Source organism: Clostridium algoriphilum (assembly GCF_020443705.1).
Taxonomy (GTDB): domain Bacteria; phylum Bacillota; class Clostridia; order Clostridiales; family Clostridiaceae; genus Clostridium_AD; species Clostridium_AD algoriphilum.
The window spans coordinates 14,061-36,354 of sequence record NZ_JAIZZK010000031.1 but is presented as its reverse complement, the minus strand read 5'-3'; the positions used below and the strand labels follow the sequence as shown (position 1 = coordinate 36,354).

Sequence of the window (22,294 nt, the reverse complement as noted above, 5' to 3'; positions counted from 1 at the left end):
AACATAATGTATCTAGCAGTATTGCAAACTATATGATAATATAAACTTTAATGTCAAAGAATGATATAGTTTGACAAGAGAGAGTTTTGAGGGAAAGTAGCCAACTTTTTGGTAAAGGAGAATAAGAGAATGAGTATACTGGTTAGTATAAATTGCATTACATATAATCATGAAGAATATATAGCAGATGCTATAGAAAGTTTTTTAATGCAAAAAACAGATTTTAATTTTAAAATTGTTATCGGGGAAGATTGTAGTTTAGATGGAACTAGAAAAATAATAGATGACTATATAATAAAATATCCAAATAAAATAAAATTAATAACTTCTGATGAAAATGTAGGTGCTAAAGAAAATTCGCGAAGGGTACATGAAAATTCTAATGGTAAATATATTGCATTATGCGAAGGTGATGATTACTGGACAGATCCATTAAAACTTCAAAAACAAGTAACCTATATGGAAAATAACCCAAACTGTACGTTATGCTTTCATTCGGCAGACATAGTGAGAGCAAATAAGCGTAAAACAGGCAGAATAACCAGACCTTACGATAAATGCACTATATGTCCAACTGAAGATATCATTATTGGAGGAGGAAGTTTTTGTCCAACTCAATCGCTTTTGTATCCAAAAAAATTAATGGACAATCCACCAGAATTTTTAACGAGTGTTTCAGTGGGGGATTACCCTTTACAGATGTTGGTATCTAGTTTCGGATATGCTTACTACATAGATGAAATTATGTCATCATATAGATCAGGAGTTAAAGGTTCATGGACAGAGACATCAAAAACAAGAGAAAAAACTCTTAAGCATTGTGAGGAGATTATATTAATGCTTGATGGTTTTGATAAATATTCAAATTATAAGTTTACTAATTCAGTAAATAAAACTAAATTACAGGTGAAATTATATGCTAAAAATTATCCTTCAAATGCATATATAAAATTATTAAATATAAAAGAAAGAATCAGGGGATTTATATATAGTATTTAAAATCCTTAAGGAGAGAATGTATGCCAGAATTAAATTCATTAAAGAAAAAAACCATATCAGGATTATTTTGGAGCTTTCTAGACCTTATAGCAAATCAAGGACTACAATTTATAATCCAAATTATTCTTGCAAGGCTACTAATTCCAAAAGATTTTGGAGTAATAGGTATGATAAGTATATTTATTGCATTATCTGCAACGTTAATAGATAGTGGGTTTAGCCAAGCCTTGATTAGAAACAAAGAGGCTAAAGAAGAAGATTACTCGACAGTTTTTAACTTTAATCTAGTAATATCAATAATGTTGTACATAATTTTATATTTATCAGCCGATAGCATAAGTATTTATTTTAATGAACCAAGGTTGATTTCAATTTTACGAATATTATCCTTAGTTATAATAATTAATTCTTTTAGTATTGTACAAAGAGTTATTTTAACTAAAGATATAGACTTTAAAACTCAAGCTAATATAAATGTAATATCTAGTGTGATTTCTGGGACAGTAGCTATTATATGTGCGTACAATGGGCTAGGAGTGTGGAGTTTAGTAATAAGAATCCTAACAATGCAATTGATGCAAGCCGTACTGCTATGGTTTAAGAATAAATGGAAACCTAAATTAATTTTTGATGCAGGATCCTTTAAAAATATGTTTGGTTTTGGATGGAAATTACTTGCTTCAGGTGTTATAAATACGGTTTATACAAACTTATATTATATAATTATTGGCAAGATTTTTGCAGCCAGTGAGTTAGGTTATTACACTAATGCACAAAAGTTAAATGATGCAGTAAGTCAAACAATTACAATGTCTGTGCAACGTGTTAGTTACCCAGTACTTAGTAAATTACAAGATGACAAAGACAGACTTAAACAAGCATACAGAAAAATAATTAAGACGGTAGTATTTATAAATTTTCCTTTAATGTTAGGTCTAGCCGCCGTTGCTAAACCATTAATAATTGTATTGTTTGGATATAAATGGAGTGGATCTGTGATTTACTTTCAATTTTTATGTTTTGCAGGTATGATGTTTCCACTTCACGCAATAAACTTAGATATCTTGCAAGTAAAGGGAAGAAGTGATTTATTTTTAAGGTTAGAAATACTAAAAAAAGCTGTATTTACAGTATTAATAATTGCAGCAATTATTTCGAAATCAGGAATTATGGGGCTTATAGGTGCTTTAGTTCTAAATTCATATATATCCTACTTCTTAAATTCATATTATTCTGCTGAACTAATAGATTATTCAACTAAACATCAATTAGTAGATATATTACCAGCATTTATAGTTTCTATTATTATGGGAATTGTAGTTTATGCAAGTAATGTATTTATGCCTAATATCGATATAATTAAACTAATATTTGAAACACTACTTGGGTTAATAACTTATATTGTGATTTCTAAGGTTATAAATGCAGAAGGCTTACATGAGATATATAAGTTATTATCACCTTTAATAGTTAAATTGAAAAAAATTAAGGCTGATCGAAAGTATAAGAAAAATAAATAAACTAAGAGATGAGTTTTGCGAAAAAAATATTAACTTTATCAAATGGAGGAGTTAAAAATATGAAAGGTATAATTTTAGCAGGGGGATCAGGTACAAGGCTGTATCCATTAACAAAGGCTATATCAAAACAGATATTACCGGTATATGACAAACCTATGATTTATTACCCATTATCGGTGTTAATGTTAGCAGAAATAAGAGAAATTTTGATTATATCCACAAAAAGAGATGTAGAAACTTTTAAAGAATTACTTGGGGATGGAAGCCAATTAGGATTACAGATTGAGTATGAGATCCAAGAGCAGCCAAACGGTTTGGCAGAGGCGTTTATTATAGGTGAAAAATTTATTGGTGATGATAGTGTGGCATTAGTACTTGGTGATAATATTTTTTACGGCGTGGGATTACATATGCAATTAAAGACAGCTTCAAAAAGAGGTAAAGGAGCAACTATATTTGGGTACCATGTTTCTAACCCAGAAGAATTTGGTGTTGTAGAATTCGATAAGGATAATAATGTTATCTCGATTCAGGAAAAGCCAGAGATACCAAAATCAAACTATGTAGTTCCAGGTTTGTATTTTTATGGTAATGAAGTTATTGATATTGCGAAAAATATTAAACCATCAGAAAGAGGAGAATTAGAAATTACAGCAGTAAATAATGAGTATTTAAAAAGAGGGAAGTTAAAGGTGGAATTGTTTGGTAGAGGGATGGCCTGGTTAGATACGGGGACTTGTGCAGGGCTGCTTAATGCTGCAAATTTTATTGAGGCTATACAAACAAGACAGGGACTTTATATTGCATGTATTGAAGAAATTGCATATTTAAAAGGTTATATAAATGAGTTTCAACTTTTGCAACTTGCAAAACCTCTTTCCAAAGTAGATTACGGAAAATATTTACTGAAATTAATTAAAGATATAAATGATGGCACTCAAGAAGTGGCGGCTGAAATAATGACTTAATTTCCAGTTTATTAAAAATTTAAAATAGAGGTGTTTAATATGATAAATGTTACTAAAACATATTTGCCAAGCAAAGAAAAATTCAAAAACTACGTTGATGAAATATATAGCACTGGGTGGTTAACAAACAATGGACCATTAAAGCAAAGATTGGAAGCTAAATTAAAAGAATATCTTGGAGTTAAAAATATTATTCTTGTATCAAATGGAACATCAGCATTACAAGTTGCCTATAAATTATTAGATTTAAGTGGGGAAGTAATTACAACTCCGTTTTCTTTTGTAGCAACAACAAGTTCGCAAGTTTGGGGAGGCTTAACACCAGTTTTTGCCGATATTGATAAGGACACATTATGCATTGACCCTAAAAAAATTGAAGAAAAAATAACAGAAAAAACAACAGCTATTGTTCCAGTTCATGTTTTCGGAAATGCATGTGAAGTTGAAGAGATTGAAAAGATTGCGAAAAAACATAACTTAAAGGTGATTTATGATGCAGCTCATGCCTTTGATGTAAAATATAATGATGAAAAATTATTAAATTATGGAGACGTATCCACTCTTAGTTTTCATTGTACAAAATTATTCCATACTATAGAGGGCGGAGCATTAATTTTTAATGATGATGATTTATATGAAAAGGCTAAAAAATTAATTAATTTTGGAATTGCTGGGCCAGATAATATAGAATATTTAGGTATAAACTGTAAAATGAATGAATTTCAAGCTGCTATGGGACTATGTGTACTTGATGAAATTGATATTATTGAAAACGGAAGAGAGAAAGTTTATAATTACTATGTTGAAGCTTTTAAAGAAAATGATAGTATAACATTACAGAAAATTAATGAGAATATAAAATCTAATTATGCTTATTTCCCTGTTGTTTTTGAGTCAGAAGAAATGCTTTTACAAGTTAGAGAAGCATTAAATAGTGAACAAGTATCTCCACGAAGATATTTTTATCCGTCATTAGACACCTTGTGTTATCTTAAAAATAAGCAATATATGCCTATATCTAATGATATTTCAAAAAGAGTTTTATGTCTACCGATGTATGATTCGTTAACAAAGAAAGAATTAGATAAGATTAGTAATATAATTTTAGAAACTATAAGTCTTTATGATGTGGATGATGAAGTAGCATTTGCGAGAGGATAATCTTGGGGGGGTATAAAATTGAAATTAGGAATAATGCAGCCTTATTTATTTCCTTATTTAGGATATTTACAATTAATAAATGCGGTTGATAAATTTGTTATATATGATGATGTCCAATATATTAAAAGAGGTTGGATAAATAGAAATAATGTTTTAGTTAATAAAAAGCCACATTTATTTACATTTAGTGTAGTAAAAGATGAACAAACTAAAGCAATAAATGAAAGATATTATTGTTCTAAAACTTTTAATACAGAAATACAAAAGTTTTATAATATGTTAACAATGTCGTATAAGAAAGCAATATATTTTGATGAAGTATTTAAATTGATCAATACAATCTTTGAGTACAATGAATTAAATGTTGCAAAATTTGATTTTAATGCATTAAAATGTATATGCAACTATATTGGAATTGACACTGAATTCATTGCATCATCTGAAATTCCCCAAAATAATATATTAAAGGGACAGGACAAAATATTAGAGATAAATAAAATACTAAAGTCCTCACAATATATAAATCCAATTGGTGGAACAGAATTATATTGTAATGACACATTTGAAAAGAATAATATTAAGTTGAATTTTATTAAAACTTTAAATATAGAATATAAGCAGTTTAATAATGATTTTATTCCTAATTTATCAATAATCGATATTTTGATGTTTAATTCAAAAGAAGAAATAAAACAGTTGTTAAATGAATATGAGTTGGTATAGGTATGAAAAACATGGGAAGAAGAATCTTGTTTATTGGTAACAGAATCAACGTTTTAAAGAAAATAATAGACTTAAAAATGAATATAACAAAGATTTTATGTGTGAAAAATTCTTACTTGGAAAAGTATTTAAATGAAAATAATATAGAATATGAGTTAATAACAGATAAACAAATGTTATTAGATAAAATTAAGATATCAGATTTTGATATTTTAATTTCAAATGGTTGCCCTTATATCATTCCAGTGTCAGAATTAAAAAAAGAACATCAGACCTTTATAAATATACATCCTTCACTATTACCAGATTTAAAAGGTAAACATCCAATTAATGGAGCGTTATTATTTAATAGGAAAGCAGGTGCTACATGTCACACAATGGATAATGCAATTGATGCAGGAAACATTATAGCACAAATCCCAATAGGAATTAATGAAGATATGGATTTAGAATTATTATATAAAACATCATTTTTGGCAGAGGCTGATGTTTTTGAAATTGCATATAATAGAGATTTCATTGAAGATAGTGCAATATCAAATTTAAGTAATTTGAATACTGAATATCTTTATTATTCGAGAAATGATAGTGATTTAATAATAAATTTTAATAGTGATAATGATAGCATAGTGAGAAAAATAAAGGCATTCGGAATAGAAGGCCAAGGAGCTTACTTTATATTTGAAAATAATAAATTTAAAGTGTATGATATTCATCTCATTACAAATGAATATTTAATTAATAAATACGGAAAGTGTAATGATAAGGAGATAGTTCTTGTTTATGGTAAAAATATTATTATCAAAAATAATAAAGAGCTATTAAAATTAAAATTTATTGATGGAAATATTGAATCATTATACGAAGGAGCCATTCTAGAATAATAGAGTAAAAGGTTTATAAATACTATTTAACTATTGGAGGATAATATGTTGCCAATATATAAAAGAATGATTCATATGAGACTTTTCAAAAGTATAATCTACACGCTAAAGACACGAAAACCTACTATTATATATAAAAGAGTGAGATTCGTAAAAGAAAAAGATAGCGTTCTTGAGGTTAAAAAAGCATTTGAAGTTGGATCTGCTTGGGAAGGATGCAATTACACATATTCAACATTTGTAATAAGAACTAATGCAAAAGTATGTGTAACCGGATCTTTTAAAATTTTCAATGGTTGTTTTATTACAGTAAATAAAGGTGCAACATTAACTTTGGGTAGTGGATTTATTAATAACAATGTTAATATTAGTTGTTTTGATAAAATAACTATTGGTGAAGGAGTTGCAATTTCCGAGGATGTAATTATTAGAGATTCTGACAATCATAATATAATTTATGATGGATTCAAGAAAACAAAACCAATTACTATTGGCAATCATGTTTGGATAGGAATGAGGGTTACAATTTTGAAAGGTGTTACGATAGGGGATGGTGCTATCATAGCGGTAGGGTCGGTAGTAACAAAAGATGTTCCGCCAAATTGTTTAGTTGGAGGAACTCCAGCAAAAGTCCTAAAAACAAACGTTGTTTGGGAACTTTGAGTATTTAGATAAGTATTGATTGCAAGCCTTTCCTTAATTGGTTAGGCTTATTTTTGTAAATTTTAAGAAAAATTTACCATTGAGAAAAGTATAGAATTTATTTATACTGTGTAGGGGTTAGGATAAGCATGTGTAACAAGAGCTAATAGTAATTGACATGAAAAATATTAAGCTAAATAAATAAAAAAGTTAAGTAGGTGGGTGGTAATAATGGTGAAATTTAAATCGTATAAAGTAATTGCATTAAGTATAATTCTTCTATTAGGAATAGTATATTTTATTATTAATAGTATTTTTGTTTTTAATCGTGGATTTAGCATTGTAGACTTATATATTACGCATAAGGTAGTTAATATAAAAAGTTATGGTGCAAAACTTGATGGGAAACATTATGATAATAAGGCTCTAAATGATGCAATTAGCTCAATAAAAGAGGGGACAGTCTATATTCCTCGTGGTACTCTTTTGATACCTGACAATGTAACTATTACTGTGCCGAAGGGTATAAATATAACAGGTGCTGGGTTTGATAAGACTAAAATAAAACAATTTAACGGATATCCATCAAACAAGATATTCAATTGTATGGGCAGGCAAAAGATACAAGGCGTTACTATAGATTCAAAGCTTGGTATAAAACCGAGTGGAGATAATATAGAAATATTGAAATGTAAATTTACAAAGGGGGTACAATCAATTCAAGTAGCTGATACAGTTAATAAACTAATTATTCGCAAATGCGTATTTAATAATAATTCGGGATATGGTATTCTATTTAATCGTAAGCCTTCTTATGATTGTTTAATTGAGGATTGTGAATTCGTAAATACAACAGGTGATTTTATAGAAATAAATTCTGCTTGTAAAAGAATAATAATTGAGAATTGTACATTCAAAGATAATCATTGCACGTCTAGTTGGGCTGGATTTGCTATTGGTGTTGCAGTAAAAGCCAAGCAAATTAGCATAAATAACTGTAGCTTTAGTGATATCTATGGCCAGGGTATACATATAGAAGATTATGCAGAGGCAAGCATAACTAATTGTGATTTTAAAAATTGTGGCAGTGCATTTTATGGAGGATCACCAAAGAGTGATATAGCTGTATTATCTAATGCCAAAGTTCATATTTCGGAGTGTATTCATTATCAGCCAGACGATAAATATAGTAAAATAGGTGTATTTTGTACTGGAGGAATAGCGCTTGCCAGTGATTGTACATATTATAAACGTGTTAATTATGGTTTGCGTATATTAAAATAATAATTTATGTCTAATGTGTCGAATTTTAGGAAATTAACTGTTTATTCATAACTATGTATGCTATGATAAACTAAATATTAAAAGTATATATTTATAGGGCGTTATAAAGTTAGGGAAGAAAAAAGTGGGGGCTGGAAGCATGTTTACATCATTAAAGATAGCGTGGAAATTTTTAATAAACAGTAAATTCCAAACATTTGTGATAATTTTAGGTATTGCCATAGGTATTTCAGTACAAATATTTGTTGGACTTTTAAGTAAGGGACTTGAAACCTCTTTGCTTGATAAAATAGTTGGAAATGCAACTCATATTACAATATATCCTAAGGACAAGACAATAAAAAATTATAGCGAGAAGCAAGATAAGATTAAAAAAATAGATAGTAAAGTAATATCAGCGGCACCAGTAGTTGAGTATAATGCATCTATTAGTTTTAATCATATGTATGAGCCAATACAAGTTAGAGGGTTTCTTTCTAAGGATTTGGATTTATTATATAATATAAAAAATAAAATTTATAAAGGAAGAGCAGTTAAGAATCCCGGGGAAACAATAATTGGAAAAGAGCTTAGTGAAAAATTAGGCTTAAAGCTAAATGATAATATATACATAATTACAGGACTTAACAGAAAGAAGGCGCTAAAAGTAGTTGGGTTCTATGATTTCGCTACTATGAAGGTTAATAAAACTTTAGTTATTACAGATTTAAAATCTGCTCAAGATTTAGCAGGTTATGGTGATGTGGCAACTTCCATGGAATTAACAACAAGTGATCCTTATAATGCAGATATAATTGCAAGTAAAATAAAAAAAGGTCTAAATGACAATAATTTAAAGATAGAAAATTGGAAAGCTCAAAATAAGCTATTAGTAAGTGCTATAATGGGCGAAAAAGTATGTAGTATAGTAATTCAACTTAGCGTTATGATTGCAGCTGTTTTAAGTATAATAAGCATAATGAGTATAAGTGTAGTTCAGAAATACAAGCAAATAGGTATCCTAAAGGCTATGGGTATAAAAGATGGTTCTGCTGCTTGTATATTTATGATTCAAGCATTTATATTAGGTGTAGTTGGTACATGCATAGGTGTGGGGTTAACTTATCTATATATAAAAGGCTTTAATAGATATACAGCGACGCCAGGTGGTGGAACACCTCTAATTACTATAATTATTAATTATAATTTTATAATCAAAGTAGCTACTATTGATATAATAGCCGCAACTTTAGCAGCATTTTTTCCAGCTATAAAAGCATATAAATTAACTCCTGTGGAGGTTATAAAAAATGCATAATATTATAGAATTAAAAAATATTAACAAGATTTATGGAAAAAGAGTCAAAACACAGGTATTAAATGATATAAACTTAAATATTGCTGCTGGATCTTTTAATTCTATTATAGGAGCATCAGGTAGTGGCAAAACTACATTATTAAATATAATAGGAATGCTTGACAGGCCTACAAGTGGACAAGTAGAAATGGAAGGAAAAAGAATAGATGAAATGAGTAGAAGATCACTTGCTTCTATTAGAAATCGGGACATAGGGTTTGTATTTCAATTTCATTATCTATTACCTGAGTTTAATGCTATTGAAAATGTTCTTATGCCACGAACTATAAGAAATGCATTTTGTAGTAGGAGAAACAAGGAAAGAGCAAAAGAACTCCTTGAACTCGTAGGACTTACAAAAGTTAGAAAAAATAAAGTATATGATTTATCGGGTGGAGAACAGCAAAGGGTTGCAATTGCAAGAGCTCTTATGAATAGGCCTAAAATAATACTTGCGGATGAGCCTACAGGAAATTTGGATTCTCGTGCTTCGGAGAATATATATAATATATTTCGCGATATAAATAGAGATTTAGGGACTACATTTATAATAATAACTCATGATGAGCGAATAGCAAAAAAAACAGACAGAATAATTGAAATTAAAGATGGGATTATTACATAGTAAGACAAAAAAAAGTGCCCCTCGCGAGGCACATTTTTTCTAAGCTACAGCAACTATACTTGTATCAGTAGTAACCACTTTAGCATCTTTCTTGCCAATTAGAGCACCATTTGTAGATATAAATATGTTCTTTGCAATTACTAAGTCCATAAGAGCAATTACTTCGGCTTCGGTTACAATAGCAGCTCCATTTTCATCGGATTTAATGTCATCTACAGTTAAAGAAAAATACTTACCCTCTGTATTTGTTAAAAATCTCATAACTAAATTATGCATATTAATTGTCCCCCTTTAAATTTTAAATTCTGCTCATAATCTTTGATCTAAACTGATAAATTAAGCTGTAACTAAGCTGAACTGATCTTGTCTGTCTAGTCCGAATAATGGATAAGTTTTCATGTCTGAGATAGTTCGTCCTATTTCAAAAACATCTTCATCCAATGCAGAAACCTTTAGATTACCTAGTACTTTTGTTGCGTATTTGTCATTACCACTAGTGTCTACGCCTACCTTCATTGTAATTTTTAATGCGCTTGATACCTTTGTTGATATAACTGCCATATTAATCACTCCTTTTATTTTGTTTTCACTTAATATATATGGTGCTGCTAAGTTTTGTGCGGAGTTTATAAATATATTTATTTACATAAGTGCTCTTAGCTTTTGAAGAGCTTTTCTCTTAATTCTTGCAAATTGATGGTAGCTTTTATCACTATCACAAGCAATTTCTCCCATGGAGTGGCCAAGGATGTAGTACCTCTCAAGTACCGAGCGCTCGAATGGAAGGAGCGCATCAAGAGCAACATATAATTTTTTCACTTCATCATAGGCTATTACTTCATCCTCTATAGTAAATTCATAATGATCTGCTCGGTCAAAATCTAGCATGTCATTGTTTGGAACTTCTCTAAAATGTTTTATTTCTCCTTTTAGAAGGGCCTTGAAGTTCATTCTTATAGCATTTATGCAGTAACCATTAAAACTATTGCTACCTAGCTTATACATTGCTATGCATTTGATAACAGATAGATAACCGTGCTGAATTAGGTCCTCAGTATCATAGCCTGGAATGTGATACCTCGATGCCTCCTTGTAAATGAGATATTTAAATTTTTCAATTATTGTCTCAGTAGCTCCGTTTTCTTTTGCTTTAGCCATTTCAATTAGTTTTTCCATAATAAAAACACCGCCTATTTATATCTAGTGTACGTGTACATATACATGTACATACGTGTACATATACATGTACGTACGTGTACATATAAACGTACACTGATTGATTTTACTTGTTTTATATAATGTATACTCAAAAATAATTGGTTATTAAGCTATTCCTAATAGTTGTTTTTCTAAAGCATCGATATCATAAATTCTTTGTTCATAGTCGCAGAAGCCACCACTTTTTACATTGTTTACTTTCTCTTTCATATTTCTATTAGCCCATTGTTTTTGATAGTCAATTACCTGCTCAGCAGTTTTTATGCCTTTACTGATCCAGTTGTTTAAGATTTTAGTGATGTATTTTATAGTTTTAGCATTATAGTTAACAGCTTCATGTATAGCCATAATGATAACTTTGTTACTTACATGTGTTGTAAAGTATAATATTTTTTTATACACAAGTGGCGTAATAGCATGTACATTTTCTTCGAATATTTTAATTATACTGTTTAGATCATATCCATCAGCAGCAGAATTATCTTCCTGTTTTATTATTTCTGCAGTTTCTTTAGCTATCTCTAGTTCACTAGTTATTGATTTTTTTTTAGTTAATGTTTCTTTCTTAGTTAGTACTTCTTCTTCTTCTTTATTTATTAATTCTTGTTTTTTATTTCTTACTTCTTGCTTATTACTTCTTATTCTATTACTTGGTAGGGGCTGGCAAGCCCCTTGTAAGGAACTCGTAATAGGCTTATCAATTAGGCAATCACTAGGTTCCTCAATTTCTTCCGGTTTTTCAGAATTATTAGTGGCCTGGATTTTTGGATTTTTTATTTTCGTGCAAATTACATTAGAGTTATTTTCTGAAGAAATATTATCTGCAGAAGGACTAATAAAGGGTTCCTCTATATTAAGGTTCTCAAAAATTTTATCCACATCCAATTGAGATGCATAACATTTATTAAATAAAATCTTAAGAAATGTTTTACATTTTATTTTATTGAGCTCGTTTCGAACGCATTTTATAGCATTTATGTTATTGGGTATATTGTATTTCATCCAATTTAATACCATAATCTCTTTTGTATCCTTACAGTATAAGATCTTGTTATACTCGCAGAATTTAATAAGTAACTTTTCTACAATTTCTATGTTAATCCCAGTTTCTATCGATATTATCTTATTAGACAATTCAAATATGCTGCATTGGGTAGTTTTTGAGTTTGATATAAGATATAAATAAAAAAGTTTTTCCTCAGTCGTTAGTTCAAGGATAAAACTATCACTCCAAAATTCTGTATAAAGCTGTCTATATTTAGCCATTATTTATTCCCCCTAAGTTTTTAATTATGATTTCATAATCACGTATAACCTAATTTCCTACTACACACAATGAGTTTTACTTAATTCATATTTATAATTTTGTTTTGCCATTAACTATATTGAATGGCTTGGGCAAATATATAAATTCTCTATAATCTAATTGATTATCTGTACACCACTTCATTATTCCATTGAAAAACTTTATACCTGGAGTATTATTCTTAACCAGAACTCGGTACACATGTGCTACATCTACACCAATAGCCTTAGAAAGCTTTGTATAACTTTTATTAAACCGTTCATCCATTAAATTCTGCAATGCAGATTTGTTTAATCCCATCTAGATCTTCCCCCTTAAAATAAGTACATTGTTTAAAGCCAGTTACATTATCTGTAAACAATATATCATAAATATTGAATGTTAACAATACTTTTATAAACATATTTGTATTTATTATCTATATTGCATTGACTATAAACAATGAGCAATGGTATAAAGAGGTAAAAACAATAAATAAAATGGCTAAGGGTGATTACAATGGAGTTTAAAGAGGTAAGATAAAGAAAGAGGAAAAGCTATGCCGGTATTAACTGGTCATAACTTTTCCTTCTGTTTTATATTTATTTATACTAATATATATTTTAAAGAACTAATATAGGTTGAGATCATACGTTTTATATTTCTCGATAGCATTACCCTTAATTTATTTTTCTTGTTCTTATCCAATACATTATTGGAACTCATAGTACCTGTATCATAAGAAGTTTTATTTTCGCTTTCTAGAGTACTTGCAATTACAGTATGCCAATTTTCTACGAAGGCTATATCTTCTATATCATTTGACGATATCTCTTGGTTACTTTTATTTTTACATATTATTTTATGAAGTTCGGCATCAAAATTTCCTTCTTTATCTTTAGTGATCATTGATAGATAAGCATTATCAAAGCATTTAAGTGTTTTTCTTAGCATTGTGTTATTAGCAAATTTACAAACATGCCCTACATCCAATTCTATATTTTTTTGTAATTTATCAATTAAGTTATTATGAGCAGTAACTATTTGTTCCTTTAAAGTCTCAATAAAAGCCACATAGTTGTTTTGTGTATATTTCTCATAAGAGCTTGCCTTATCAATCTTTGTTATTACTACTATACTTTCTTTTGGCTTTGATATAATAATGTTTTTTAACTCTTCTACAAATTTATCATCAACTAGTGCTCCGCCAGTGGCGACTGGTACAAGTAATATTTTACAGCTAACTTCAAGATTAGTTTCTGTGACTTGACCCTCTATTTTTCTATGCCCATGTAGGTCTCTAAACACAATTCCATTTTTAAATTTTTCAGGTAAACTCTGTTTAGCTTTTTCATCACATTTTAATACTAATATTGCCTGTTCAAAAAGGAATCTAAATGATATTATTTCACGATATTCTTCTAATTTTTCCTTATATTTATTAAATGCATTGGAAGGTATAATAGTTTTCTCTAAAATATTTTTATGACCCAGAGAAATTTCATGACGCAATCCGTAGAAATCATTTATATTTAATTTTAAATATATTATATAGTCAAGAAGTCTAGTTAGATTTTCATTTGCTATGTTATTATTTATATAGCTATGAATGTTATCACTACTCGTAAAATTGAGTTGCAAGTCTTTTGCTATTACCTGAAATTCTCGGAGTAACTTACTAGTCCTAAATAGATTATACACCCCCTGAAACAAATCGATATTAACCTTAATTCCCCTCTCAGTATTTTTCTTTACGCCTGCTTTGTTAACAACATCAGTAATGCTTTTTTTAATATCAAACTTATATTCTGCATCTATATTTAGAGCGACTAAAATTAAGTCTCTAATTATATCACTTTTAGTTCTCGCTTTTAAGAAAAGCCTGTTCTTTGTATCTTCAAGAATAGCTATATCTGTGTGCATTAAAGTACTGTTGTTTAAAGACGATATAGTTTTACGTAACAATTTTTTTCCTTCTTCATCTACAAACTGCTGACAAAAAGTAGTTTTCCCGGCTCCGGTTGTTCCTACTAACTCAATAATGGTGGGGTCTGAAGCTTTAAATATTCGTTTATAGAAAGCTATAATATCGCTGTCTTGATTAGGCCTATGCAAATCATCAATGGTTCCTTTTAATTCTTTATCTCTCATTATAGTCCTCCTTAACATCAAAGATCTTTAGAATGTATATAATACCTCATATATATTCAAAATATTTGATAATATGTAAGTATATTCTACGTAAACTCTGAAACTCCTTTATTTCGGAGTAAAATTTAAAAATTATTCTAAATTCTATTACAATTTATCAATATATGCTACTAAACGATATTAATTTAGATATGTTTTAAGGGATTCCATAATCAGAATCCCATTAATTATCTTTCTTCTTATTTATTAATAATTTAGTTAGCTATAGGTATTGGTGTAAGTCTACAGAAAGATAATTTAAACTAGAAAGGGCAATAAGAATTATATTTCAGTTATATTAATAGTAAAATAGCAGATTATAATAATTTGTTAGAAATTGATGATATAAAAATAGCTCTCCAGTATGGAGAGCTATTTACATGATAAATTTATTTATGAAATCATCAACGATGCTAATAGTATCAAATTTATTAATATTCTTAATATTTATTTTAACCATTTCATTGCTAAAGATTAAAGTTTTAGTTGTATCGGATTTTATTTCTTCTTTAATCAAATAGCCTGTAATATGTCGAGAATTTTTAGAATAACTATGTAAGTATGTGCTTTTCTCATATAAATCTACAATAATAATATCGCGACTAACTACATCTGTGTATTTCTCTATTTCTCCATCAATAAAAGTATATTTTTTTAAAGGAGTTATACTTCCATTTGCGGTGTATCCCTTATATAAGAAATAATTATCGTCTACATCATTGTTAAACCCATCTGAAATTATTAAGTTTAATCGACTATCGGATTTACTTAAATATTTATTTCTTAGTAAATACGATTCAATATCATTACAGTCCTTAAGTGCCCTATTAACTTTAAAATTAAAAAAGAATTTTTTGAAGAAATTAGATTTTACATTCTGTTGTACGAGTTGTTCACTCACGTTAATTCGCCTCCATCATTATATTATGCAATATTATAAGCTTGCATAATATCATTTGTAAATTTATAGTTTGACTAATATATCCTAAATTTCATAATAACACATATTTTACAATTATTATTATATTATTAACATAATCTGGTGTCAAGTGATTTCTGACCAATCCATTTAAGGCCATAAGTTACTGAATAAATTGATATTTTAGTAGTCTTTAAATTAAGTATAGGAATAGATAGAGCAACTTTGAAAAACGATGGCATATAATTACATAAAATACATGTAAACAAATTATAAATATCATGGTATAATCATTTAAATAATTAAGATGAATTTACATGTATATAATTATATGTTAAATGCATTCTTTAATTTTATAAAACAAATAAGAAAAAAACAACCAATTTTTATTAAAAATAAACACGGATAGTTGCAAAAAAAACGCATTTAGTCGATTGATGTAGAATTGTAAAGCCTTGATATATAACCCTTTAAAGGCATTTATAGTTGTAAAAGAAAAATACAAACTATGGAATAATTAGGAATCGAATGTATTATGAAGTATAGCGATATTAACGTACTTAATTGCAAACTTAAAAAGTTGCCACAAAATTCATAAAGTTATATAATGAAATGAGAATACTTTGTAGAAATTACCAAATTAAAATGGAAATTTTAGATTTAGTTGTAAAATATGGGGATAAAGCATAGGATAAAGTATAAGAAACTGTATACTAATAAATGGGGGGATATCATTGCAAGAATTGGAGAGAAGTACAAGTGTGTCACATGTAGAATATTCCAGAGAATATGAGAAAAATGCAGGATATTTTATAATTAAAAGAGTTATTGATATTATAGGAGCATTATGCGGAATTCTAATAATAAGTCCGGTGATGATTTTAGTGGGTATTTGGATTAAGTTAGATTCGAAAGGACCTGTTTTTTTTGCTCAAAATAGAGTTGGACAAGATGGTAAGGGATTTAAGATGTATAAATTTAGATCTATGTGCATGGATGCAGAAGGTCTTCTAGACAAGCTTAAACATGAAAATGAAATGTCAGGACCTATGTTTAAAATGAAAGAGGACCCAAGAATAACTAAAATAGGAAAATTTATAAGAAAGACAAGCATAGATGAGTTACCTCAGCTATTCAATATATTAAAAGGGGAAATGTCCCTAGTGGGACCAAGACCAAGTTTGCCTAAGGAAGTAGCGCAGTTTACATCTTTCCAAAAACAAAGGTTAATTGCAAAACCAGGTTTGACTTGCTATTGGCAGGTAAGAGGTAGAAATGATATTAGTTTTGCAGAATGGATGGAGATGGATATTGAGTACATAGAAGAAAGAAATACATTTGTAGATATAATACTCATTTTCAAAACGGTGGGAGTGTTATTTGGGGATGAAGGCGCAAGGTAAAAGGCTATTAATTGCAAAATGATAACTAGTAATTAAAATTTTTTTGAAAAGATAATGAAGAAATGAGGAGTATAAATTTATGAAGATAGTTGTAGCAGGAACTGGTTATGTAGGCTTAGTTACAGGAGCATGCTTATCAGAAGTTGGTCATAATGTTACGTGCGTAGATATTAATCAAGAGAAAGTTGAAATAATGAAACAAGGGATTTCACCTATATACGAACCAGGGTTAGATGAACTTTTGAAAAATAACTATGATGCAAAAAGATTGAATTTCACTACTGATTATGTAAATGCATATAAAGATGCAGATGTTATTTTTATAGGAGTAGGAACTCCTGAGCGGGAAGATGGTTCAGCTAATTTAGATTTTGTGTATAAGGTTGCTGAGCAGATAGCTCATAATGTAGAAAAAGATTGTTTGGTTGTAGTTAAGTCAACAGTTCCAATAGGAACTAATGATAAAATAGAAGAGTTTTTAAAAGAACAGCTAGTTAATGATGTTCAAATTGAAGTCGCATCAAACCCAGAGTTTTTAGCTCAAGGTACGGCTGTTAGAGACACACTACATGCTAACAGAATAGTAATTGGAGTAGAATCAGATAAGGCAAGAGATACATTGAAAGGTATATATGAAAGATTTAATACACCAATAGTCGTGGCTAATAGAAGAAGTGCAGAAATGATAAAGTATGCTTCAAATGATTTTTTAGCTTTGAAAATATCTTTTATAAATGAAATAGCAAATGTTTGTGAAATTGTTGGAGCAGATATAGAAGACGTAACAAAAGGAATGAGATATGATCCAAGAATAGGAGATAAATTCTTAAATGCAGGACTTGGGTACGGTGGATCATGCTTTCCAAAGGATACAAAAGCACTTCATTGGCTAGCAAATGATAATGGATATGAATTAAAAACAATAAAAGCAACTATAGAAGTTAATGAAAATCAAAAATATAAGCTTTTTAGAAAAGCAAAACAAAGACTTGGAAGTTTAAAAGGATTAAAAGTAGCTGTTTTAGGATTAACATTTAAACCTGGAACAGATGATTTGAGAGAAGCTCCATCAATAAGAAATGTAAGAAGACTTTTAGAAGAAGGAGCAAAAATAGTTGCTTATGACCCGGTTGGAATTGAAAACTTTAAAAAGATTTATCCAAATGAGATAGAATACGTAACTACTCCAGAAGAAACATTGAAAGATGCAGACTTAGCATTTATATTTACTGAATGGGACGAAATAAAATCTTTAAAATTAGAAGTTTATGAAAAACTAATGAAAACTCCTATCATATTCGATGGTAGAAATTGTTATAAAATAAGGGACGTAGAAAAAAGACAAATAGAGTATCACTCAATAGGAAGAAAAGAAATTTTAAATATAACTAATAAAGGGATACAAGAAGCAGCAGCTACTAGGATGTAATTATTACTAATGACTTAGAGATAGAGGGATGTAAAATGAAAAATATTTTTATTATTGGGTCAAAAGGAATTCCAGCAAAATATGGTGGATTTGAAACTTTTGTAGATAAACTAACAGAAGGACAACAAAATAAAGAAATAAAGTACCACGTAGCTTGTTTATCAAATGAAAATAGTGAATTTACTTATAATAATGCTAGATGTTTTAATGTTAAGGTGCTGAATATGGGAAGTGCGAAGGCAGTTATATATGACATATTAGCACTAAGACAATGTATTAGTTATATAGAGGAAAACAATATAACTGATGCAATTATATATATTCTTGCTTGCAGAATAGGCCCTTTTATTGGATCCTATAAGCACCAATTAGCAAAATTGGGAGTTCAACTTTTTGTTAACCCAGATGGTCATGAGTGGAAAAGGGGAAAATGGAGTAAAGCTATAAGACAATATTGGAAAATTTCTGAAAACTATATGGTGAAATACGCAGATCTATTGATATGTGATTCAAAAAACATTGAAAAATATATAAAACAAGATTATAAGCAATACAATCCAAAAACGACTTTTATAGCTTATGGAGCTGATACAGAAAAATCTAAATTAACAGATGACGATAGTAATTTAGTTGAATGGTATAAGGAAAAAAACATTGAAAAAAAAGGTTACTATCTTGTAGTAGGCAGATTTGTTCCAGAAAATAATTATGAAACTATGATAACTGAATTTATGAAATCAAATACTAAAAAAGATTTTATATTAATAACTAATGTTGAGGAAAATAAGTTTTACGATAAATTAAAAGAGAAAACAAATTTTGACAAAGATAAAAGAATAAAATTTGTTGGAACGGTTTATAATCAAGAACTACTAAAAAAGATTAGAGAAAATGCATATGGATATTTCCATGGTCATGAAGTTGGAGGAACAAATCCATCTCTACTAGAGGCGTTAGCAACTACAGATTTAAATATTTTATTAGATGTAGGCTTTAATAAAGAAGTAGGAATGGAAGGGGCTCTATACTTTAACAAGGAAGATAGAAATCTAGCTAATCTTATAGAAAAATTAGATAACATTGATGAAGAATACATAAAAACTTTAGGTGCTAAAGCTAAGGAAAGAATAGAAAAAGAATATACATGGAAATATATTATTGACAAATATGAAGATGTATTAGTTAATAATATAGGTACAAAGGATACTACACCGTTAAGGGTTGTTAGTGATAAAAAAAAAGAAGAAAAAGTAAAAGTAGGGGCGTAAATTTAGCATGATAAAATATGTTATAACTATATGCAGGTGCTTAAGGGGATATAGACTATATGGAAAACAAAGTTTGTGCAGCAATAATTACATATAATATAGATGAAAAAATAATTGAGGTAGTTAATTCAATTATTGAACAAATAGATACTATTGTGATAGTAGATAATGCATCTAAAAAAGAGACTATAGATATATTAATTAAGCTAAATGAAAATAAAAAAGTAAATATAATCTTTAACAAAGAAAATTGTGGGATAGCAAAAGCATTGAATCAAGGAGTAGAGTTTGCTAAGGAAAATAAATGTGATTGGATTTTAACATTAGACCATGATAGTGTAGCTGAGCAAGATATGATAAAAAATATGCTATCTTGCGAAAAAGACTATAAAAATAAAGATAACATAGGCATCTTAACTCCAAGAATTTTTGAAACGCATAAGCAGGATTTCATATCCAAGAAGGGATATGAAGATTCTAAATATATTAAAGTTAAGGACTGTATTCAATCAGGATCACTTATAAAAGTAAGCGTATTTGATACTATAGGGTATTTTAAAGAAGAGTTATTTATATATCATGTGGATTACGATTTTTGTCAACGTTTATTAAAAGCTAAATATGATATAGTTCAATGTAATAATGTAACGCTATTACATGAAGAAGGATATAAGATAGCGAAGAAACTTTTAGGGATAAAGGTATTTTACAACAATTATAGTTCTCCTGTAGTTTACTACATAACTAGAAATACAATATACATGTGTAAGACATATAGTGTAATCTATATTAAGAGAGTAATTAAAGACTTCCTTTTTATATTATTATTTGATAACAAAAGAAAAGAAAGGCTTTCATATTTTTTTAAAGGGATTCATGATGGTATTTATAATAAATATGGAAAATTAAAAACAACATAAGGATGGTGTGAGGATATGAAAGGCATAATTCTAGCAGGTGGGTCAGGTACAAGATTATATCCAGTAACAAAAGTAATGTCAAAGCAAATGGTTCCAATATATGATAAGCCAATGATATATTATCCTATGTCAGTTTTAATGCTAGCTGGAATAAGGGATATATTAATAATATCTACACCAAGAGATATTATTAGTTTTAAAGAACTTTTTAAAGATGGACAAGAGTTTGGATTAAACATTGAATATGCTGTTCAAGAAAATCCAAACGGCTTAGCAGAAGCATTTATAATAGGTGAGGAGTTCATTGGAACTGATAGTGTTGGTATGATACTCGGAGACAATATATTTTATGGTAAAGGATTCTCAGGTCGTTTGATAGAAGCAGCTACTTTGAAAGAAGGAGCTTTAGTATTTGGATATCAAGTTCAAGACCCAAAAGCTTTTGGTGTTGTTGAATTTAATGACGAGGGAAAGGTTATTTCATTAGAAGAAAAACCAGAAAATCCAAAGTCAAAGTATGCAGTACCAGGATTATATTTTTATGATAATACAGTAGCTAAAAAGGCGAAGGCATTAAAGCCATCACATAGAGGCGAAATTGAAATAACTGATCTTAATAAGGTATATATGGAAGAAGGTTCTTTAAAAGTAGACCTCTTAGGTAGAGGAATGGCTTGGCTTGATACTGGAACTCATGCATCTATGCTTCAAGCTTCAAATTTTGTTGAAGCTGTTCAAAACACACAAGGAACACATATAGCATGTCTTGAGGAAATTGCTTATAGACAAGGATGGATTACATCAGAAGATGTTATTGAACTTGCAAAGCCATTAATGAAAAATGGCTATGGAAAATATTTAGTAGATATAGTAGAAGAAATAGAAAAAGTAAGAGATCAAGTTGCAGTGACAGTAGAATAGGAGGCTTATAATGGGGAACTTTACTTTTAATAAAACAAAAATTAATGGAGTATATATTATAGAATCAAAGGTTTTTGGAGATAACAGGGGTTATTTTACGGAAACTTATAATAAAGAGCATTTTCAAGAAGCCGGTCTTGATATGACTTTCGTTCAAGATAATGAATCAAAGTCTAGCAAAGGTGTTTTAAGAGGACTTCATTTCCAAAGAAAACACAGTCAAGGAAAACTTGTTCGAGTAACTAGTGGAGAAGTTTTTGATGTGGCAGTGGATTTAAGAAAAGGATCAACTACATATGGCAAGTGGGAAGGGGTTGTTTTAAGTGAGAATAACAAAAAACAATTTTATATTCCAAAGGGTTTTGCACATGGATTTTTAGTTATGTCTGATGAAGCTGTTTTTAATTATAAATGTACAGATTTTTATTCTCCAGAATATGATGGTGGAGTTATGTGGAATGATGATGATATAAATATAAAATGGCCAATAGATGGAATAGACAATGTACTTTTATCTGAGAAAGATATGGTTCATCCTAAATTAAAAGACTTGGATCTAAGTGGATATGAAGACTTTATACTTACCAAATAAAGTATAG

General features: G+C 29.0%; 23 protein-coding genes. 16 read left to right on the top strand and 7 right to left on the bottom strand.

What is annotated here, in order from left to right:
- The first annotated feature begins 129 nt into the window (after nucleotides 1-129).
- From LGK95_RS17810 to LGK95_RS17765, 10 genes are all read left to right on the top strand, one after another.
- The gene (locus tag LGK95_RS17810; RefSeq protein ID WP_226126261.1) at nucleotides 130-999 is read left to right on the top strand and encodes a glycosyltransferase; all 870 of its coding nucleotides are present in this window, start codon (nucleotides 130-132) and stop codon (nucleotides 997-999) included.
- A gap of 20 nt (nucleotides 1,000-1,019) precedes the next feature.
- Entirely contained in the window at nucleotides 1,020-2,519 is a 1,500-nt protein-coding gene (locus LGK95_RS17805; protein WP_226126260.1) for an MOP flippase family protein, read from the top strand.
- A gap of 59 nt (nucleotides 2,520-2,578) precedes the next feature.
- Nucleotides 2,579-3,487, top strand: a complete 909-nt coding sequence (rfbA, locus tag LGK95_RS17800; RefSeq protein WP_226126259.1) for a glucose-1-phosphate thymidylyltransferase RfbA — start codon at nucleotides 2,579-2,581, stop codon at nucleotides 3,485-3,487.
- Nucleotides 3,488-3,526: 39 nt separating this feature from the next.
- Nucleotides 3,527-4,648, top strand: coding sequence for a DegT/DnrJ/EryC1/StrS family aminotransferase (locus LGK95_RS17795; RefSeq protein ID WP_226126258.1), 1,122 nt, complete (start codon nucleotides 3,527-3,529; stop codon nucleotides 4,646-4,648).
- 18 nt (nucleotides 4,649-4,666) lie between these two features.
- Nucleotides 4,667-5,371, top strand: coding sequence for a WbqC family protein (locus LGK95_RS17790; RefSeq protein ID WP_226126257.1), 705 nt, complete (start codon nucleotides 4,667-4,669; stop codon nucleotides 5,369-5,371).
- 2 nt (nucleotides 5,372-5,373) lie between these two features.
- The gene (locus LGK95_RS17785; protein ID WP_226126256.1) at nucleotides 5,374-6,255 is read left to right on the top strand and encodes a formyltransferase family protein; all 882 of its coding nucleotides are present in this window, start codon (nucleotides 5,374-5,376) and stop codon (nucleotides 6,253-6,255) included.
- 45 nt (nucleotides 6,256-6,300) lie between these two features.
- A complete protein-coding gene (locus LGK95_RS22710) occupies nucleotides 6,301-6,918 on the top strand; it encodes an acyltransferase (protein WP_319001939.1) in 618 nt (205 codons plus the stop codon).
- Nucleotides 6,919-7,128: 210 nt separating this feature from the next.
- Nucleotides 7,129-8,181 carry a glycosyl hydrolase family 28-related protein gene (locus LGK95_RS17775; RefSeq protein WP_226126255.1) on the top strand — a complete coding sequence of 351 codons (1,053 nt, stop codon included), beginning with the start codon at nucleotides 7,129-7,131 and terminating at the stop codon, nucleotides 8,179-8,181.
- 139 nt (nucleotides 8,182-8,320) lie between these two features.
- Nucleotides 8,321-9,478, top strand: a complete 1,158-nt coding sequence (locus LGK95_RS17770) for an ABC transporter permease (RefSeq protein WP_226126254.1) — start codon at nucleotides 8,321-8,323, stop codon at nucleotides 9,476-9,478.
- A complete protein-coding gene (locus tag LGK95_RS17765) occupies nucleotides 9,471-10,142 on the top strand; it encodes an ABC transporter ATP-binding protein (RefSeq protein WP_226126253.1) in 672 nt (223 codons plus the stop codon). Before LGK95_RS17770 ends, LGK95_RS17765 begins: the two co-directional genes overlap by 8 nt.
- Before the next feature lie 39 nt (nucleotides 10,143-10,181).
- Here LGK95_RS17765 and LGK95_RS17760 read toward each other — a convergent pair whose 3' ends face one another.
- The 7 genes from LGK95_RS17760 to LGK95_RS17730 all read right to left on the bottom strand — a co-directional run bounded on the left by LGK95_RS17760 (nucleotide 10,182) and on the right by LGK95_RS17730 (nucleotide 15,736).
- A complete protein-coding gene (locus LGK95_RS17760; protein ID WP_226126252.1) occupies nucleotides 10,182-10,418 on the bottom strand; it encodes a DUF2922 domain-containing protein in 237 nt (78 codons plus the stop codon).
- A 60-nt stretch (nucleotides 10,419-10,478) separates the two neighbouring features.
- Complete coding sequence (locus LGK95_RS17755; protein WP_226126251.1) at nucleotides 10,479-10,703, bottom strand: DUF1659 domain-containing protein; 225 nt, start codon at nucleotides 10,701-10,703, stop codon at nucleotides 10,479-10,481.
- Nucleotides 10,704-10,784: 81 nt separating this feature from the next.
- On the bottom strand, nucleotides 10,785-11,318 hold the full coding sequence (locus LGK95_RS17750) for a sigma-70 family RNA polymerase sigma factor (protein ID WP_226126250.1): 534 nt from the start codon (nucleotides 11,316-11,318) through the stop codon (nucleotides 10,785-10,787).
- Between the two features lie 147 nt (nucleotides 11,319-11,465).
- Entirely contained in the window at nucleotides 11,466-12,626 is a 1,161-nt protein-coding gene (locus LGK95_RS17745) for a DnaD domain-containing protein (protein ID WP_226126249.1), read from the bottom strand.
- A 91-nt stretch (nucleotides 12,627-12,717) separates the two neighbouring features.
- Nucleotides 12,718-12,966, bottom strand: coding sequence for a hypothetical protein (locus tag LGK95_RS17740; RefSeq protein WP_226126248.1), 249 nt, complete (start codon nucleotides 12,964-12,966; stop codon nucleotides 12,718-12,720).
- A 285-nt stretch (nucleotides 12,967-13,251) separates the two neighbouring features.
- Nucleotides 13,252-14,796 carry a hypothetical protein gene (locus tag LGK95_RS17735; protein WP_226126247.1) on the bottom strand — a complete coding sequence of 515 codons (1,545 nt, stop codon included), beginning with the start codon at nucleotides 14,794-14,796 and terminating at the stop codon, nucleotides 13,252-13,254.
- Nucleotides 14,797-15,211: 415 nt separating this feature from the next.
- Nucleotides 15,212-15,736, bottom strand: a complete 525-nt coding sequence (locus tag LGK95_RS17730; RefSeq protein WP_226126246.1) for a hypothetical protein — start codon at nucleotides 15,734-15,736, stop codon at nucleotides 15,212-15,214.
- A 752-nt stretch (nucleotides 15,737-16,488) separates the two neighbouring features.
- Between LGK95_RS17730 and LGK95_RS17725 the strand changes: the two genes are divergently transcribed.
- From LGK95_RS17725 to rfbC, 6 genes are all read left to right on the top strand, one after another.
- Entirely contained in the window at nucleotides 16,489-17,157 is a 669-nt protein-coding gene (locus LGK95_RS17725) for a sugar transferase (protein ID WP_404814470.1), read from the top strand.
- 79 nt (nucleotides 17,158-17,236) lie between these two features.
- On the top strand, nucleotides 17,237-18,586 hold the full coding sequence (locus tag LGK95_RS17720) for a UDP-glucose dehydrogenase family protein (RefSeq protein WP_226126245.1): 1,350 nt from the start codon (nucleotides 17,237-17,239) through the stop codon (nucleotides 18,584-18,586).
- A 35-nt stretch (nucleotides 18,587-18,621) separates the two neighbouring features.
- Nucleotides 18,622-19,854 carry a beta 1-4 rhamnosyltransferase Cps2T gene (cps2T, locus tag LGK95_RS17715; RefSeq protein WP_226126244.1) on the top strand — a complete coding sequence of 411 codons (1,233 nt, stop codon included), beginning with the start codon at nucleotides 18,622-18,624 and terminating at the stop codon, nucleotides 19,852-19,854.
- A 59-nt stretch (nucleotides 19,855-19,913) separates the two neighbouring features.
- The gene (locus LGK95_RS17710; protein ID WP_226126243.1) at nucleotides 19,914-20,774 is read left to right on the top strand and encodes a glycosyltransferase family 2 protein; all 861 of its coding nucleotides are present in this window, start codon (nucleotides 19,914-19,916) and stop codon (nucleotides 20,772-20,774) included.
- Between the two features lie 15 nt (nucleotides 20,775-20,789).
- On the top strand, nucleotides 20,790-21,695 hold the full coding sequence (rfbA, locus tag LGK95_RS17705) for a glucose-1-phosphate thymidylyltransferase RfbA (RefSeq protein ID WP_226126242.1): 906 nt from the start codon (nucleotides 20,790-20,792) through the stop codon (nucleotides 21,693-21,695).
- A gap of 10 nt (nucleotides 21,696-21,705) precedes the next feature.
- Nucleotides 21,706-22,287, top strand: a complete 582-nt coding sequence (gene rfbC / locus LGK95_RS17700; protein WP_226126241.1) for a dTDP-4-dehydrorhamnose 3,5-epimerase — start codon at nucleotides 21,706-21,708, stop codon at nucleotides 22,285-22,287.
- The last annotated feature ends 7 nt before the right edge of the window (nucleotides 22,288-22,294 follow it).

What these genes read in the sequence shown, in the direction of transcription:
- LGK95_RS17770 (WP_226126254.1), top strand. Translation starts at nt 8,321, where the DNA reads ATGTTTACATCATTAAAGATAGCGTGGAAATTTTTAATAAACAGTAAA.
- LGK95_RS17710 (WP_226126243.1), top strand. Translation starts at nt 19,914, where the DNA reads ATGGAAAACAAAGTTTGTGCAGCAATAATTACATATAATATAGATGAA.
- LGK95_RS17760 (WP_226126252.1), bottom strand. Translation starts at nt 10,418, where the DNA reads ATGCATAATTTAGTTATGAGATTTTTAACAAATACAGAGGGTAAGTAT.
- LGK95_RS17720 (WP_226126245.1), top strand. Translation starts at nt 17,237, where the DNA reads ATGAAGATAGTTGTAGCAGGAACTGGTTATGTAGGCTTAGTTACAGGA.
- LGK95_RS17750 (WP_226126250.1), bottom strand. Translation starts at nt 11,318, where the DNA reads ATGGAAAAACTAATTGAAATGGCTAAAGCAAAAGAAAACGGAGCTACT.
- rfbA (WP_226126259.1), top strand. Translation starts at nt 2,579, where the DNA reads ATGAAAGGTATAATTTTAGCAGGGGGATCAGGTACAAGGCTGTATCCA.
- LGK95_RS22710 (WP_319001939.1), top strand. Translation starts at nt 6,301, where the DNA reads ATGTTGCCAATATATAAAAGAATGATTCATATGAGACTTTTCAAAAGT.
- cps2T (WP_226126244.1), top strand. Translation starts at nt 18,622, where the DNA reads ATGAAAAATATTTTTATTATTGGGTCAAAAGGAATTCCAGCAAAATAT.
- LGK95_RS17805 (WP_226126260.1), top strand. Translation starts at nt 1,020, where the DNA reads ATGCCAGAATTAAATTCATTAAAGAAAAAAACCATATCAGGATTATTT.
- LGK95_RS17745 (WP_226126249.1), bottom strand. Translation starts at nt 12,626, where the DNA reads ATGGCTAAATATAGACAGCTTTATACAGAATTTTGGAGTGATAGTTTT.
- LGK95_RS17740 (WP_226126248.1), bottom strand. Translation starts at nt 12,966, where the DNA reads ATGGGATTAAACAAATCTGCATTGCAGAATTTAATGGATGAACGGTTT.
- LGK95_RS17795 (WP_226126258.1), top strand. Translation starts at nt 3,527, where the DNA reads ATGATAAATGTTACTAAAACATATTTGCCAAGCAAAGAAAAATTCAAA.
- LGK95_RS17785 (WP_226126256.1), top strand. Translation starts at nt 5,374, where the DNA reads ATGAAAAACATGGGAAGAAGAATCTTGTTTATTGGTAACAGAATCAAC.
- LGK95_RS17810 (WP_226126261.1), top strand. Translation starts at nt 130, where the DNA reads ATGAGTATACTGGTTAGTATAAATTGCATTACATATAATCATGAAGAA.
- LGK95_RS17735 (WP_226126247.1), bottom strand. Translation starts at nt 14,796, where the DNA reads ATGAGAGATAAAGAATTAAAAGGAACCATTGATGATTTGCATAGGCCT.
- rfbA (WP_226126242.1), top strand. Translation starts at nt 20,790, where the DNA reads ATGAAAGGCATAATTCTAGCAGGTGGGTCAGGTACAAGATTATATCCA.
- LGK95_RS17765 (WP_226126253.1), top strand. Translation starts at nt 9,471, where the DNA reads ATGCATAATATTATAGAATTAAAAAATATTAACAAGATTTATGGAAAA.
- rfbC (WP_226126241.1), top strand. Translation starts at nt 21,706, where the DNA reads ATGGGGAACTTTACTTTTAATAAAACAAAAATTAATGGAGTATATATT.
- LGK95_RS17755 (WP_226126251.1), bottom strand. Translation starts at nt 10,703, where the DNA reads ATGGCAGTTATATCAACAAAGGTATCAAGCGCATTAAAAATTACAATG.
- LGK95_RS17775 (WP_226126255.1), top strand. Translation starts at nt 7,129, where the DNA reads ATGGTGAAATTTAAATCGTATAAAGTAATTGCATTAAGTATAATTCTT.